This is a genomic window from Dyadobacter endophyticus, from assembly GCF_014641595.1.
Classification (GTDB): Bacteria; Bacteroidota; Bacteroidia; order Cytophagales; family Spirosomataceae; genus Dyadobacter; species Dyadobacter endophyticus.
Window position 1 is genome coordinate 780,356 of sequence record NZ_BMIA01000002.1, and the last position, 16,324, is coordinate 796,679.

Genomic DNA, 16,324 nt, shown 5'->3' on the forward strand with positions numbered 1-16,324 from the left:
GTGCTGCTAATCCTTTAATTTTGTGCCTCATTTTGGCAGAAAATTACAATTTCACACATGGAATATTACCTGATTCTGACAGTTTTGATACTGGGAGCCGTCGTGACTTTCGGCATGTACCTCACCATCACGACCGTCGCCAACAAAATTTTCGAAAAACAGCGCTGGGATATGCGCAGCAAAAATATCGAGATCACATTACCCCTTCGCTTGCAGGCTTACGAGCGCATGTCCCTCTTCCTGGAACGTATTTCTCCCAATAACCTGTTGTTGAGACTGGCACCTGCGGCAACGAGCGCGCTGGAACTGCAACAGATCGCACTCCACGAGATCCGGGAAGAATATAACCATAATGTAGCGCAACAGCTCTACATTAGCACACAGGCCTGGGAGCAGATCGTGAATGCGATGAACGAGACAGTGGCGGTGGTGAACCAGGCAGCAGCGGAAGTAAGTGCGGAAGCCCCGGCCTCCGACCTCGCTAAAAAGATATTCTCACACGTGATCGAGAAGGAAATACAGCCTTCGACGCATGCTTTGAAGGTTTTGAAGGAGGAGATACGAAACGTGTTTTAGGGCCTTCGACGATCAAAAATTAACATCAACAATTACAATGCTGACGGCCGAATGCCGACAGCCGATAGGTATTAAAAAATGCTCTACCCCAATACATTAGAACAAAAACTGGGATTCGACAAGCTTAGGGAACGTTTAAAAGAGCTTTGTATCAGCTCTTTGGGACAGGCTTTTGTTGAAAAAATCCGGTTCTCCGAAAACTTCGGCATGGTCGAGAAACTCGTGAGCCAGACCGCCGAAATGCTGCGCATACTCGAACTGGGCGAGAACTTCCCTTCCCAGAATTACATCGACGCCACGCCTTATTTGAAAAGGGCTTCCATTGAAGGCATGCTGCTGACCCAGCCCGAATTTTCTGATTTGAAAGTCTCGCTGCTGACGATCCGCCTTTGCCTCCGCTTTTTTGAAAGCCAGGAACCCGATGCTTTCCCGATTTTGGGAGAATATGCCAAAACGATTAGGGTCGAAAAGGCCGTTACCGATGCCATCGACCGCATTATCGACGATCGCGGACAAATCCGCGATTCGGCCTCGCCCGAGCTATCGCGCATCCGCAAGCGGTTGATTTCGGAGCAATCGGGCATTCGTAAAAAACTCGATACGATCCTGAAATCTGCCAAAAGCAATGGCTGGATTGGCGACGACGTGTCGCTGACCGTCCGGAACGGCCGTATGGTAATTCCGGTGGCGGCCGAGCACAAGCGAAAACTGCGCGGGTTTATTCATGATGAATCAGCGACCGGCCAGACCGTTTTCATCGAACCCACGGATATTTTTGAATCCAATAATGAGATCCGTGAACTCGAATATGAGGAACGCCGGGAGATCAACCGCATCCTGCTTGAACTGACTGCCTACGTCCGGCCATTTGTACCCGATTTGCAGAAGGCTTACGGCTTCCTGGGACTTATGGACTTCCTTCGTGCCAAAGCCCGGCTGGCAGGCGAAATGGGCGCCATTAACCCGCCGTTTGAAAACCGGCAATTTATCGACTGGCGTGAGGCGCGGCATCCGTTACTGCATTTGTCTTTTCAGAAACAAGGCAAGAAGGTTGTTCCATTGAATATCGAATTGCAGGAAAAGCAACGCATTCTGATCGTTTCCGGACCAAATGCCGGTGGTAAATCCGTGGCATTGAAAACCGTTGGCGTGATCCAGTACATGTTCCAATGCGGCTTACTCGTACCCATGCAGGAAGGCTCTTCCATGGGCTTTTTTCAGAATATTTTCATTGACATCGGCGATGAGCAATCACTTGAAAATGACCTGAGTACTTATAGTTCGCATTTGACCAACATGCGCCATTTTCTTTCGATGGCCAACAAAAGGACCTTGTTTCTGATCGACGAGTTCGGAACAGGGACCGAACCGGGCCTCGGCGGTGCGATTGCGGAGGCTATTCTCGAAAACCTTACCCAATCGGGCGCTTTTGGGATGATTAATACGCATTATACCAATTTAAAAGTACTGGCCGACAAGACCGATGGGCTGGTTAACGGTGCGATGCGGTTTGATGGTGAACATCTGGAACCGCTGTATCAGCTGGAAATAGGTCGCCCCGGAAGCTCATTTGCATTTGAAATCGCTTCCAAAATCGGGTTACCGAAAGCAGTGGTAGCCCGTGCGAAAGAGAAGCTGGGAACGCAGCAAGTGAATTTTGAAAAACTGCTGAAAGAGCTCGATATCGAGCGCCGCGTATTTGCCGAGAAGAACATTGAGATCGGTATCAAAGAGCGCAAGCTCGCGAAGCAATTGGCCGACTACACTGCATTGAAAGAAAAGCTCGATAATAACGAGAAAAAGATCGTCAATGAGGCCAAACAAAAAGCCAAGAGCCTGATTTCAGATGCTAATCAACTGATCGAGAATACTATTCGGGAAATAAAGGAAAACAAGGCCGAGAAGGAAAAGACCAAAACGGTAAGGACCCACCTCGAAAATTTTGGGAAGAAAAACCTTGTGCTGGCCGAAGTAGCCGAACCGCAGCCCGCCGAGGAGGAATACGAGCCGGAAGGCGGCGACATTACGCCTGGCAGCTACGTGCGCATCAGCGGGCAGACCGCTATTGGCGAAGTGCTTTCGATCAAAGGGAAAGATGCCGAAATCCGCATCGGCGACCTGAAATCGACCATCAAACTGAACCGGCTTGAAAAAGTGTCGCGGAAAACCTACCGCGCCGCTACCGGTGAAAAAGGCGTAAAAACAGCTTCCAAAGGCGTCGATATGAACGAGCGGATGCTCAATTTCAGTTTCAACCTGGATATGCGCGGCAAACGCGGTGAAGAAGCGCTGGGGCTTGTTGATCAGTTTATGGACAATGCCATTATGCTCGGCTATGACGAACTCCGCATCGTGCACGGCAAGGGCGACGGCATCCTGCGTACGCTGGTACGCAACCACCTGCGCGGGTACAAGCAGGTAGCGGGCATGTACGACGAGCACGCCGACCGCGGAGGCGCGGGGGTGACGATCGTGAAGTTGAAGTAATGCTTTTAGAAATACTTCATAATGCAAAAAGGGCGCCTCATCAGCGCCCTTTTTGTTTGATATATCCAGTTATCAGTGAACTGCTGCGGAAGAAGAAGCAGGTACTGTTTTACGTCCTTTCATCCAGAAATACAGAATACCGAACGCAACGATCAGCAGCGCAGGGAACATCACCATCGTGCTCAGTGTCGCCTGCCCGGCGGCAAGCTCCATTTCGTCGCCCGTCAGACCTGCTGCCAGTTTTTCAGCTTTGGCATCGTCCAGCCATTTACCGATTACAGGCTGCCAGATAGCCGTTGAGAACATTCCGATACCACCAACGATAGACATACCTAATGCACCGCTCAAAGGCACGTTCTGCGCCACGAAACCGATCATGGTTGGCCAGAACAACGCTACACCCATTGCGAAGATCACAGCCGCTGCATAAGCCGCAGGGCCAGTCACTGTGCTGAACAGGTAAATACCGGCCGCTGCCAGGATCGACGAGCCCCAGAGGATACCCGTCTGACCGATTGCTGCCACGATCGGGTGAGCGAAGTAGCGGGCGATGGCCATCAGACCGGTTACCAATGCAAGAATCAGCATTGGGCTTGCACCGCTTTTGCTCATGATCAGACCTGTCCATTGCTGCGGACCAAATTCGCTGATAGCGGTAAATGCCATACAAACGAAGATAAAGAGGAACAGCGGAGTGAACATCGCCTTCACGTTCTCACCGATTGAGGTTACACCAGCCACGTGTGGTTTCGGGAATGCCTGTCCCCAGAAAAGGAATGCGTAAATGAATGTCGGGATGAGAATCACCCAGATTTGTGCCTGCCAGCCGAGGTTGGCGTCGGTCATAAATTTTGAAATCAGAGAACCCACTACAATACCGCCGGGGAACCACATGTGGAAGCGGTTGAGCATTTTGCTCATTTGCAGTCCTTCGTAGGAGTCGGCGATCATTGGGTTACAAGCGGCCTCTGTACAGCCGTTACCAACCCCGATGAGGAATGTAGAGATCAGAAGGCCGGTGTAGCCGCCTGAATAAATCGTCATGATAATACCAATCGCGTGGCACACAAACGCCACCTGCATGATCGTTTTCGGGCCGATCGTGTGGTACACAAGCCCGCCGATAATCATCGCGAGGGGAAACCCGAAGAACCACATCGAGTTAATAAAGCCCAGTTGCTCGGCCGAGAGATTGAACTCAGTGCCCAGCTGGGGCAGAATCCCTGCACGGATACTGAATGAGAATGCAGTGGTTATGAGCGCAAAACAACTTGCATTGAAGAGTCTTCCGCTGTTAACTGATTGGGACATGTGACGTAATGGGTTTGATTATTTGAATTAGATGATTGACTTCGGGATACCGGTTTTTATTCAAAGATTTTCACAAAAAAAACAAACTCCGGGGAATTCTACTGCTTTTCATTATTCCTAAGCAATGTTTTTTATGTCTTAAATTTATATTTGTAGGAAGTAAGAGTCTTTTACACGGCTCTTTCTTATCTGTATAATCTATTTGAAAAACCTTAAACCAACTGGAATGTCAAGAAAGATCAGAATGGGCATGGTAGGCGGGTCCCTGGATGCATTTATTGGTGGGGTCCATCGCCGTGCAGCGATCATGGATGGAGAAATTGAGCTGGTTTGTGGAGCGTTCAGCTCCGATCCTGCTAAATCGAAAGAAACCGGAAAAGCGCTATATCTGCCTGAAAACAGGGTTTATAACGACTTCGAGGAGATGATCCTGAAAGAAAAGCAACTGCCGGAAGGGGAACGCATGGATTTTGTTACCATCGTGACACCCAACCACATGCACGCCGCGCCTACGAAGCTTGCGCTTGAAAATGGCTTCCACGTCGTATGCGATAAACCCATTACCCTTAATACCGAAGAAGCGGAAGAAATCGTGGCTGTGGTCGAAAAAACAGGCCTTGTCTTCTGTCTTACACACAACTATACCGGATACCCTATGGTAAAAGAGGCCCGCCAGATGATTGCCTCAGGTGCCATTGGAGAAGTAAGAAAGGTAATTGTGGAATATCCGCAAGGTTGGCTGGCGACATTGGTGGAAGTAACGGGCAACAAACAGGCCGCATGGCGCACCGACCCAAAGCGTTCGGGAGCCGCGGGAGGCCTGGGCGACATTGGTACACATGCCGAAAACCTGGCCGAATACATCACCGGTCTCAAAATCACCCAGATTTGCGCCGACCTTACAATATTTGTAGAAGGCCGTTTGCTGGATGATGATGCTCATATTCTACTGCGCTTCAACAATGGCGCGAAGGGCATCCTGCAAAACAGCCAGATTGCCAACGGAGAGGAAAACGACCTCAATATCCGTGTTTACGGCGAAACGGGCGGTTTGCAATGGAAACAAATGGAGCCTAACACGCTGATCCACAAAACCAACCAGGGCACCCGCATCATCCGCACGGGCGTGGGTAACCTGTCCAAAGCCGCGCAGGTACACACCCGCATTCCCGCTGGCCACCCTGAAGGCTATTTCGAAGCCTTCGCTAATCTATACCGCAACTTCGCCATCCACGTGAGGGCTTACTGGGAAGGCAAAAAAGCCGATCCGGTGTACGACTTCCCAAGCGCACAGGATGGTCTGAGGGGTATGAAGTTCATCGACGCCGTCATTGCCTCGAACAAGACGGAGACGAAATGGACCGATTTCTGATCTGAATACGCAATCCAATTACTGTACATCTCAATTTAACCCGCGAGAGCGGACTGTTTTTCACCAATCATTCCATACCCATTTATGAACAAAATCAAAGTTGGCGTTGTCGGAACAGGCTTCATTGGCCCCGCACATATTGAAGCACTGAGACGTCTTCCTAATGTAGAAGTTGCCGCACTTTGCGAAGTGACCGCAGAACTGGCCAAGGAAAAAGCTGACGCGCTTGGCATTGCCCGTTCCTACACGTTTGACGAGCTGTTGAAACAGGATGACATCCAGGCTGTCCACATTTGTACACCTAACTTTTTACATTACTCACAGTCGAAAGCAGCATTGCTGGCCGGCAAACACGTGATTTGTGAAAAACCATTGGCGAAAGACCTTGCAGAAGCCGAAGAGCTCGTGGAACTGGCTGCTAAAACCGGCCTCGTGAATGCAGTTCACTTCAACCTGCGTTACTATCCGCTGGCGCGCCAGATGAAATCAATGCGTGAAAAAGGTGAATTGGGTGAGATTTATTCGTTCATCGGTTCTTACCTGCAAGACTGGTTGTTCTACAACACTGACTATAACTGGCGCCTTGAACCGGACAAATCCGGCGACTCACGCGCTATTGCGGACATCGGTTCCCACCTGATGGACATCCTGGAATACATTACCGGTCTGAAAACAGTAGCGGTCCTGGCCGATTTCAATACCGTGCACAAGACCCGCAAGAAGCCTTTGAAAGCCGTTGAGACCTATTCAGGCAAAATGCTGCAACCGGAAGACTACGCCGATGTACCTATCACTACCGAAGATCATGCGAACGTTTTGCTCCGTTTCGACAATGGCAACAAAGGAGTAATCACCGTTTCACAAGTTTCGGCTGGTCGAAAAAACCGTATGTCGCTGGAAATCTCCGGTTCTAAAAAGACATTCAGCTGGTGCTCCGAGTCGCCGAACGAAATGTGGATCGGTAACCGCGATAAAGCGAACGAAGTCCTGATGCGTGACCCATCGCTTGTGAACGAGGACGTTCGTTCGACCATCACCTTCCCAGGCGGCCACAACGAAGGCTTCCCGGATACATCAAAACAAATGTTCAAAGAAGTTTACGCCGCCATCGCCGCCGGCAAGCAACCCGAAAACCCAACATTCCCAACTTTTGCGGACGGGTACCGCGAGTTGTTGATCTGTGAGAGGATTTTGGAGAGCAATAAGAAGGAGGCTTGGGTAACTATTTAATTTAAAAAAATATGAAAACCATTAAAGGACCCGGTATCTTCCTCGCCCAATTCCTTGGCGATGAAGCTCCGTTCAATTCACTCGATACCATTGCCGACTACATGGCAGGGTTGGGTTATAAAGGTTTACAACTCCCTACCTGGGATCCGCGCGTGATCGATGTAAAGCAAGCTGCTGAGTCGCAGACGTACGCGGATGACCTGAAAGGTAAGTTGGCCGACAAAGGCCTTGAAATCACTGAGCTTGCTTCCCATATTATTGGTCAGCTGGTGGCTTCGCACCCTGTTTATGACGAAATGTATGACAATTTTGCCGTGCCCGAGGTTCGCAAAAACCCGAAAGCGCGTGCAGAATGGGCTACGCAGCATTTGAAATATGTAGCGCAGGCAAGCCGCAGACTAGGCCTGAAAGCCAGTGCTTCTTTCACAGGCGCATTGGCATGGCCATTCCTGTACCCATGGCCTCAGCGCCCCGCCGGACTGGTAGAAACGGCATTCAAAGAACTGGCCGCTCGCTGGAAACCTATTTTGGATGTGTATGACGAAAATGGCGTGGACGTGGCGTACGAATTGCACCCGGGCGAAGATGTGTTCGATGGTAGTACTTTCGAGATGTTTGTTGATTACCTCGGCGGCCACACCCGCGCGAATATCAACTACGACCCAAGCCATTTCGTGTTGCAGCAATTGGATTACCTCCAATTCATCGACCTCTATCACGACCGCATCAAAGCATTCCACGTAAAAGACGCGGAATTCAATCCGAGCGGCAAGCAGGGCGTTTATAGCGGCTTTGCAGGCTGGGCTGATCGCGCCGGTCGGTTCCGTTCACTGGGCGACGGCCAGGTAGATTTCGGTGCAATTTTCTCAAAATTGTCGCAATACAATTACGACAGCTGGGCTGTTCTTGAATGGGAATGCTGCATCAAATCGCCCGTGCAAGGCGCGGCGGAAGGTGCACCGTTCATCGAAAGTCACATCATTGAAGTGACGACTAAAGCATTCGACGATTTCGCCGGAACCGGTGCAGACGAAGCTTTTAACCGCAAGGTCCTGGGCCTATAATTGTCGATCGTACAAGTATATTGAAAACCTATTTTCCTTATGGAAAGTAGGTTTTTTCTACGTTAACCAATTCCAATCAATCTAATGAATGACTCCCCTTTTCGAAAACTTTTAAAACGTTTCAGGATTGCCGGCGCGACGGCCCTGGCATGTTGCAGCCTGGTCGCTACGGCCCAGACGGTGACGCCGGAAAAGCGCGTGCTGGTATTCTCGAAAACAGCCGGCTTCCGGCACTCCTCGATCCCGGCAGGTAAAACGGCCATCCTAAAACTGGGAAAAGAGACTGGTTTTGCCGTGGATACAACCGAAAATGCAGCTGTTTTCACCAACAAAAACCTGCAAAAATACAGCACCATCATATTCCTGAACACCACCGGCAATGTATTGAATGATAAGCAGCAGGATGCATTCGAACGCTACATTCAGGCTGGCGGTGGCTACGTGGGTATCCACGCCGCGACTGACACCGAATACGAGTGGCAATGGTATAACAAACTCGCAGGCGCCCAATTCCTCAGCCACCCGGGCAATCCGAATGTACAGGAAGGTGAAGCATTTGTGGTAAATGACCAACATCCTTCAATGGATGGTTTTCCAAAAAAATGGAAGATCAAAGACGAGTTTTATGATTTCAAGAACTTCAATGAGAAGGTAAACGTGCTCGTCAAGATCGACGAGAAGACTTACAAAGACGGCAAAATGGGTGACAACCACCCGATGTCTTGGTACCACGAGTTCGACGGAGGACGCGCATTCTACACCAACTTCGGGCATGAAGACGCGACTTTTACCAATCCTGTTTTTGTAAAACACCTTACGGGTGGCCTCAACTGGGCCATGGCATCGAAGCTGGATTATTCCAAATCCCGCCCCGAAGAGAACCGCTTTACTAAAAAAGTACTTGCTTCCAAACTCGACGAGCCAACGGAACTGGTTGTACTCGATGACCAGCGCGTGCTTTTTACGGAAAGAAAAGGCAAGGTGAAGCTCTATAATCCTAAAACCGGCAAGATAAAAATCGTTGGCGAGGTGCCCGTTTATACGAAACAGGAATACGGGCTGATGGGTCTGAACATCGATCCGAACTTCAAGACCAACAAACTGATTTATATGTACTATTCGCCGCCATCGTCGGAGGCGGATACCGCACAGCATTTGTCGAGATTTAAATACGACGATCTGAAAGATACCGTACTGCTCAGCACCGAGGAAGTTCTTTTAACCGTACCTGTCAAACGGACCGACTGCTGCCACACCGGCGGATCCATTGCCTGGGACAACAAAGGCAATCTTTATCTTTCGACCGGCGACGATGTAAATCCATTCCAATCCAATGGATACGGCCCTATCGACGAACGTCCGGGTCGCGAAGGCTGGGACGGCCAGCATACCTCATCGAACACCAATTCTTTGAGAGGAAAAGTTCTTCGCATTAAGCCCCGCTACGGCGACCGCCGTGCCAATATGCCTGGTGGAACCAATCTGTACGACATTCCGGAAGGAAATTTATTCCCTCCAGGAACCGAGAAGACCCGCGCTGAGATTTATGTAATGGGTACACGTAACCCTTACCGCATTTCGGTTGACCAGCACACCGGCTATTTATATTGGGGCGATGTTGGGCCTGATGCTTCTGTGGATGATCCGAAGCGCGGCCCAAGAGGTTATGACGAAGTGAATCAGGCCAGAAAGGCCGGCTATTTCGGTTATCCGCTATTTATCGGCAACAACAGGCCTTACATCGATTTCAACTTTGCCGACAGCACTTCGGGTAAACCTTTCGATCCGGCGAAACCGATCAATAATTCTCCGCATAACACCGGTATTCAGGAGCTACCTCCTGCTCAGCCTGCGTTCATTTACTATCCTTATGCCGATTCTCCGGAATTCGGAGCGATTGTGGGTAAAGGAGGCCGTAATGCGATGGCCGGACCGGTTTACTATGCCGCTGATTATCAAGATAGCAAGAGCAAATTTCCGTCATACTACAACGGCAAATTCTTCGCTTACGACTGGATTCGCGACTATATCAACATCGTGACCATGAATGAGAAAGGTGATTTGCAGAGCATTGAGCGCTTTCTGCCGGGCACGAAATTCAGTCACCCGATCGATATGCAATTTGCTAACGACGGCTCGCTGTACACCCTCGAATACGGGCCTAACTGGTTTGCGCAAAATGACGAGGCAAGTCTCTCACACGTCACTTTCAATGCCGGAAACCGCGTTCCTGTGGCTATCGCCGCCGCGACGAATACAACTGGTGCAGCACCCTTGAAAGTAACGTTCTCTTCCAAAGGCTCCATGGACCACGACGGCGACCCGATTAAATACGAATGGTCGTTTGGAAAGGGACTGCCGAAAAGTACCCTGGCTAACCCGAGCTTTACCTACGCGAAGGCTGGCGAATATAGCGCTACGCTTAAAGTGACCGACAATGCAGGCAACTCCAATACTTCGGAAGTCATCGTGCGCGTGGGTAACGCTATTCCAAAAGTGGATGTGGCCATTAAAGGCAACAAGACTTTCTATTGGAACGATAAACCTGTCAACTACGAAGTGTCAGTGTCCGACAAAGAGGACGGTAGCCTGGCTACCAAGAAAATCCCGGAAGACGAAGTTACATTGACCATCAACTACCTCGAAGGCTTCGACAAAACGCAGCTGGCGCAAGGGCATCAGGCAAATACCGGCTTTGAAACCGGTAAACGGATGATAGAACTGAGCGATTGCAAGGCCTGCCATTCGGTCGATAAAAAGTCGATCGGACCCGCATACCGCGAAGTAGCGAAGAAGTACGCCAGCGAACGCAACTCATTGAAAACGCTCACCGACAAGGTACTTAAAGGAGGAAGCGGCGTTTGGGGCGAGCAGGCAATGCCTGGCCACCCGCAGCACAAGCCCGAGGAAGTAGAAGAAATGGTGAAATACATTCTCGGACTTGCTAACCAAAAGGCTGTCGATAAAAAGCCATTGAAGAGCTCTTACGTAACCCAGGCTAAGAAAAAAGATGGTTCGTACATTTTCACGGCCAGCTACACCGACAAAGGTAACGGCGCGATGGGACCACTCACCGGCTCTAAAACCGTAGCATTGCGTCCGTCGACCCTGATGGCAAACATGGCGGACACGACCAGAAATACCTTCAAATACAAAGGTAATAATGGTAGTGAAATGGTCATTGGGATGAAAGATGGCAGCTTTATCGCATTCGATGATATCGACCTGACCGAGATTTCCAAACTGGCTGTTTCAGTGGGTAGCAAAGCAGGCCAATCTGCCGGCGGGACTTTGGAAATCCGGCTTGACGGCGTTGCCGGCGTTAAGATTGGCGAGGGCAAAGTCGATAAATCCGAAACCATCAGCATTCCTGTGAAAGCGCCGGCGGATGGCAAGCTGCACAAGGTGTATTTTGTATTTAAAAATGCTGAAGCGGGTAATAAGCCACTGTTTTCGATGGAATCGGTACGGTTTGAGAATACTGTGCTGTAAAAGCAGCTTATGTTGAAAATAACAAAAGCGGGCTTCTTGAAGGAGCCCGCTTTTGCATTTAAATAACTGGTCAGACCCTACTTTTGAATCACCATCTTTCTCACACCGTTGCTTTTGCCGTCGGTTACCAGTTCATAAAGAAAAACCCCGTTTTGCAAAGTTTCCGCCGAAATTGTGAGTTTCCCTTCACCACGCTCCTTCACCGGGTAGGAGTTCATTCTGACTCCATTCACTGAATACACATTAATAACCGCCTCCCCGACTGCCTCCGGAATGAAATATTTGATTGACGAGCTTCCCGAAAAGCCATTCGGCACATTTTGTTCGAGCACTACGCCATTAGCATTAGGCGCCGTCCGCGCTGCATTTCCCGTCAAAGGTTTTACCGTACTCGAAGCAACAATTCGCTCCAACTGTTCGAGCCGCTTCGACAATGCGGCTACTTGTACATTCATTTCTTTCAATTCGGCATCCTTCTGCTCAATTACTTGCTGCTGTTCCTTCACTGAATTGATCAAAATGTATGTTACCGCATTGGCATCATAATCCAGATACTCTGTTTTATTGCCCAATGAATCCTGGTGCATGAATGTGTCGATGGTGTAAGGAGCTATTTTCTGCATTTCCTGTGCGATGATGCCGACAAACCGCTTGTCGCCCGTCTCGATTCCTGCTTTGCCGTTGTACTGAAACCATACCGGTTTGATTTGTTTGAGCAAATCGAGACCGTCGGTAAAGTCGGTGACGTTCTTTTTAAGGCGGCTGTCGGAGATTACACTCCAATTAGGAGACCCTGGCTTTGCCGCAGCCGATGTACTAAGTTGCAACTGAAAAAATGGTGCAGAAACACCTATACCTACCGTAGCATTGCTAGCGCCAAGAACGACGCTGTTGCTCGATGCAACCTTCGCGTTTGCTCCAATCGCGGTGGCATTTACAAGCGTGTAGTCCCCTCCGCTCATATAACCCAAATAGGTATTGTTGTTACCGCTCGTATTGCTATACCCTGCTTTGAATCCAAAAAAACAATTGTAATTCCCTTTATTCTCATACCCAGCCTGACTGCCCAAAAAAGCGTTTCCGGTATCAACTCCGCCCGACCAGAGCCCGCTTTTGTATCCAACTATGACATTCTCGTTCCCATGTGAAAGAACATGAGCCGCACGGTCACCAATGAATGTGTTTTGATTACCGCCTTTGTTGCCTTCACCCGCAGCGAAACCTATGAATGTATTATTGTTCCCATTATTATTATATCCGGCAATACCCCCTACGAATGTATTCTCGGCCCCAGTAGTGTTCTTAAAATAGCCAGCATTATTACCGACAAACGTATTACTACTACCCGTCGTATTTGACGCCCCTGCGTAGTGTCCGATAAACGTATTGTAAGTGCCGGTGTTGACTTTCCCGGCATCAAGCCCAAAAAATGAATGCGCTGATCCTTGCGTGCCAGCCCCCTGCCCATAATGCGTTTGCGCATTTACCCGGGTAATTGCACAAACCCCAACCAGCAGTGCTCCTGCCATTTTGTACCATTTTTTCATACTGCTAGTGTGTTTAATAGGGACGAGTCCTCATGATAATACAATGCCTTCTTAATTTCCTGGGTTTTTAAATCTCACTCCACCAACATTTTCTTCGCGCCCATACTTTTACCGTCGGTGACCAGATCGTAAACATGCAAACCGCTCTTGTATTTGTCTGCTGAAATGACCAATTCACCGGCACCACGCTCGGATATCACGTGTGAGCTAACTTTTACGCCTCCTACCGTATAGATATCGATGACCGCCGTTTTTACGGATTGCGGAATAAAATATTTGATGGAAGTCCTGTTTGAAAAACCGTTGGGGACATTTTGTTCCAGGGCGCCATTGGAATGTTCATCCACTTTGTTGAAAGTCCCTGGCACCGAACTTATCAACCTTTCCAATTTTCCCAAGCGATCTTCCAGCTCCCTGATTTTCGTTTCCTTGTTCTCAATCGCTTTTTGCTGCTCTTTTACGGAATTGATCAGGATATAAGTGACTGCATTAGCGTCATAGTCCAGGTACTCTGTTTTGTTGCCTAAAGAGTCCTGATGTATGAATGTGCCGATGGTGTAAGGCGCTATTTTCTGCATTTCCTGCGCGATGATGCCAACGAATTTCTTATCGCCCGTCTCGATTCCTGCTTTGCCGTTGTACTGAAACCACACGGGTTTGATTTCTTTGAGCAAATCGAGGCCGTCGTTAAAGTCGGAAATATCCTTCTTCAACCTTCTATCTGACATGATTATCCAGCTCGACGAACCGGCCTTTGCGGCTGTGCCCGTACTCATTTGCAGCTGATACACCGGTGCCGACACCCCGATTCCTATGTTGGCGTTATTGCCTAAAACCAGGCAATTGCTCGCTGTGACTTTCGCGGACGCCCCAAGCGCAGTTGCATTGACGATATCCTCTTTCCCTCCGGCACTGTATCCCAGATAGGTATTCTTTTCGCCCGTAGTGTTATAATATCCGGCGCCGTGTCCAAGAAATGTATTGAGACTTCCACTTTTATTGGAGTACCCAGCCTTACCACCCAAAAAAGCATTTCCAGTACCACTTTCGCTATTGAATCCTGATTGAGTACCAACAAAGGTGTTCAGGCTTCCCGTGGTGTTCCAGCGGCCCGACCCGTTGCCTATGAAATTGTTATCATTTCCATTATTATACCATCCGATTTCTTTCCCGAGCATCACATTATTATCTCCTTTGCTTTGCATTCCGGAGCCGTCACCTACAATTGTATTGTTGTTTCCTTTACTCTGCCAGCCCGCAGAGGCACCGAAGTAAGAATTGGATTGTCCTTCGGCATTGGCCCCGGCAGCTGTTCCGACAAACGTGCAGAAGCTCTTATTATCAAAATTCGCCCCTGCTTCATGTCCTATCAGCGTATTTGCGGTTCCTGTTGTATTAACGAAGCCCGCTTTGGTACCTATAAAAGTGTTAGCGAAGCCCAATGTATTGGAATAGCCCGATTTCCGTCCAATAAAAATATTGCTGCTTGACTTATTGCTATAACCGGCCTCGGCCCCGATGAATACGTTATCGTTACCATTCGCATTCGCATTTCCCGCCTCATACCCCAGAAATACGTTACTGGAACCGGTACTTAGTCCACCGGCGCCCGCCCCCAGATAGGAATTGTAGTTTCCAGCGCCGGTAACACCGCAACTGGATCCAACAAACGTATTTCCATGGGAATCTCCGTTCCCCGCACCAGCGTTGTAACCAAGTAAAGTATTTGATGTTCCGGTATTCGTTTGACCGGCACTATAACCCACAAAAGTGTTGTAGCCGCCGGAAGTCGTATTAGCGCCGGAGAAGTGTCCTAAAAAAGTATTGAAGGAGCCGGAATTCACTTTACCCGCATTGGTGCCAAAGAAGGCGTGACCTGTTCCGGAAACGCCCGCGCCAGTCCCGTAGTGAGTTTGAGCATTGCCCGGGCGGGTCACCGCTCCCATCATCGCGATGGCCAATAAAATTGGTTTGAAAAAATGTTTCATAATACTATTGTTTAGGTGAATGAGGTGTCTTTCAGATCTAAATCCAACTCAATTTCACCTTTCAATAGCACTTGGTAGCACAAAAATGATTCAGGGGTGACAGAAGCTTAGTCAAAGGAAAGTGCCGCAAAGTAGTTCGTGTTTAGGTAATAATGCGGACAACATCTCTACTAATACGAAATACCAGCTAGCTCGGCACGCGACTATAAATACCTGTAATTAGGTAACCTGAAAAGCAACAACTAATTGAAATTCCTACTTCGCAAACCCCTCAATCCCCAACCCAAACAAAGCAAAATCATACTTTACAGGATCGCTGGGATCGAGCAGGCGCAGCGATGCGGTAAGTTCAGTGGCAGTCTGCCAGTCGGTGACGGGCCGTTTGATAAGCCCTAGAACGCGTGCGACGCGGTCGACATGGACATCACAGGGGCAGACGAGTTGTGCAGGACGGATGGTGTTCCAGATGCCGAAGTCGACACCTTGGTTGTCTTTGCGCACCATCCAGCGCAGAAACATGTTCAGGCGCTTGCACGAGGATTTGCGCACGGGTGTGGCAATGTGCTTGCGCGTACGTAAAGGAAAGTTTTCAGAATTTGAAAAAAGGTCGTGGAAGCCTACCAGCCCTTTTTCGATGGTAATATCGCTGGACGTCATAGGACTGCTGAATGCAAATTCCAGCGAGTCATGGACTTTGTAGTATTCCTGAAAGAAATGCAGGAAATAGAGTGTATCGGTGGCGTTGAAAGTGCGATGTTTGAAATGCAAGAAGGGTTTCAGGTCGCTTTCATGGTGATTGCGTACGAAATCGTAAGGCGCATTGTCCATCAATGTAGCCAGTTCGAGGCATTTACTGATAATGGTTTTGCGTTGCCCCCAGGCAAGTACTGCCGCCCAAAAGCCCATGATTTCGATATCCTGCTTGGTAGAAAACCGGTGCGGGATGCTGATCGGGTCGAAAGGAATGAAGTCCGGCCGGTTATATTGTGCTACTTTTTCGTCCAGCAGTTCCGCCACATATTCCGCCGGGTAGGCGGTTGTATCAACGTCTGGCATGGCTACCTCCGAACAGGTAAGCCAGCACACGTGAAATACCTGAGAAAATCATCACAATCCCGGAAAAGAGAAATGTAAAAATGGCGATAAACGGATACAACAGGGTAAACATAACGCTCCAAATCTTGTATCCGGCCGTATGTTTAAGCGCTTCGCGTTCCTCTTCTCTTTTGGAACGAAATTGTGGTGCGTGCTTCATAA

The 16,324-nt window shown here is 49.2% G+C and carries 11 protein-coding genes; 6 read left to right on the forward strand and 5 right to left on the reverse strand.

What is annotated here, in order from left to right:
- Window positions 1–57 precede the first annotated feature (57 nt).
- Together IEY24_RS15480 and IEY24_RS15485 are read left to right on the forward strand one after the other, a co-directional pair.
- A complete protein-coding gene (locus IEY24_RS15480) occupies window positions 58–576 on the forward strand; it encodes a DUF7935 family protein (protein WP_188933633.1) in 519 nt (172 codons plus the stop codon).
- A gap of 78 nt (window positions 577–654) precedes the next feature.
- A complete protein-coding gene (locus IEY24_RS15485) occupies window positions 655–3,063 on the forward strand; it encodes an endonuclease MutS2 (RefSeq protein ID WP_188933634.1) in 2,409 nt (802 codons plus the stop codon).
- 72 nt (window positions 3,064–3,135) lie between these two features.
- Here the strand turns inward: IEY24_RS15485 and IEY24_RS15490 are convergent, their stop codons facing one another.
- The gene (locus IEY24_RS15490) at window positions 3,136–4,374 is read right to left on the reverse strand and encodes an MFS transporter (protein ID WP_188933636.1); all 1,239 of its coding nucleotides are present in this window, start codon (window positions 4,372–4,374) and stop codon (window positions 3,136–3,138) included.
- A 244-nt stretch (window positions 4,375–4,618) separates the two neighbouring features.
- Between IEY24_RS15490 and IEY24_RS15495 the strand changes: the two genes are divergently transcribed.
- The 4 genes from IEY24_RS15495 (at window position 4,619) to IEY24_RS15510 (ending at window position 11,532) form a co-directional block, all read left to right on the forward strand.
- Window positions 4,619–5,746 (forward strand): Gfo/Idh/MocA family protein, encoded by a 1,128-nt coding sequence (locus IEY24_RS15495; protein ID WP_188935197.1) that lies wholly within the window; start codon window positions 4,619–4,621, stop codon window positions 5,744–5,746.
- An 84-nt stretch (window positions 5,747–5,830) separates the two neighbouring features.
- Complete coding sequence (locus tag IEY24_RS15500; protein ID WP_188933638.1) at window positions 5,831–6,976, forward strand: Gfo/Idh/MocA family protein; 1,146 nt, start codon at window positions 5,831–5,833, stop codon at window positions 6,974–6,976.
- An 11-nt stretch (window positions 6,977–6,987) separates the two neighbouring features.
- Window positions 6,988–8,040, forward strand: coding sequence for a sugar phosphate isomerase/epimerase family protein (locus tag IEY24_RS15505; protein WP_188933640.1), 1,053 nt, complete (start codon window positions 6,988–6,990; stop codon window positions 8,038–8,040).
- A gap of 84 nt (window positions 8,041–8,124) precedes the next feature.
- The gene (locus IEY24_RS15510; RefSeq protein ID WP_188933642.1) at window positions 8,125–11,532 is read left to right on the forward strand and encodes a ThuA domain-containing protein; all 3,408 of its coding nucleotides are present in this window, start codon (window positions 8,125–8,127) and stop codon (window positions 11,530–11,532) included.
- 77 nt (window positions 11,533–11,609) lie between these two features.
- Here the strand turns inward: IEY24_RS15510 and IEY24_RS15515 are convergent, their stop codons facing one another.
- The 4 genes from IEY24_RS15515 to IEY24_RS15530 form a co-directional block, all read right to left on the reverse strand.
- Window positions 11,610–13,079, reverse strand: a complete 1,470-nt coding sequence (locus tag IEY24_RS15515) for a tail fiber domain-containing protein (RefSeq protein ID WP_188933644.1) — start codon at window positions 13,077–13,079, stop codon at window positions 11,610–11,612.
- Between the two features lie 74 nt (window positions 13,080–13,153).
- Window positions 13,154–15,067, reverse strand: a complete 1,914-nt coding sequence (locus tag IEY24_RS15520; protein WP_188933645.1) for a tail fiber domain-containing protein — start codon at window positions 15,065–15,067, stop codon at window positions 13,154–13,156.
- 255 nt (window positions 15,068–15,322) lie between these two features.
- Window positions 15,323–16,123, reverse strand: coding sequence for a TIGR02757 family protein (locus IEY24_RS15525; RefSeq protein ID WP_188933647.1), 801 nt, complete (start codon window positions 16,121–16,123; stop codon window positions 15,323–15,325).
- The gene (locus tag IEY24_RS15530) at window positions 16,110–16,322 is read right to left on the reverse strand and encodes a hypothetical protein (RefSeq protein ID WP_188933649.1); all 213 of its coding nucleotides are present in this window, start codon (window positions 16,320–16,322) and stop codon (window positions 16,110–16,112) included. Before IEY24_RS15530 ends, IEY24_RS15525 begins: the two co-directional genes overlap by 14 nt.
- Between the last annotated feature and the right edge of the window lie 2 nt (window positions 16,323–16,324).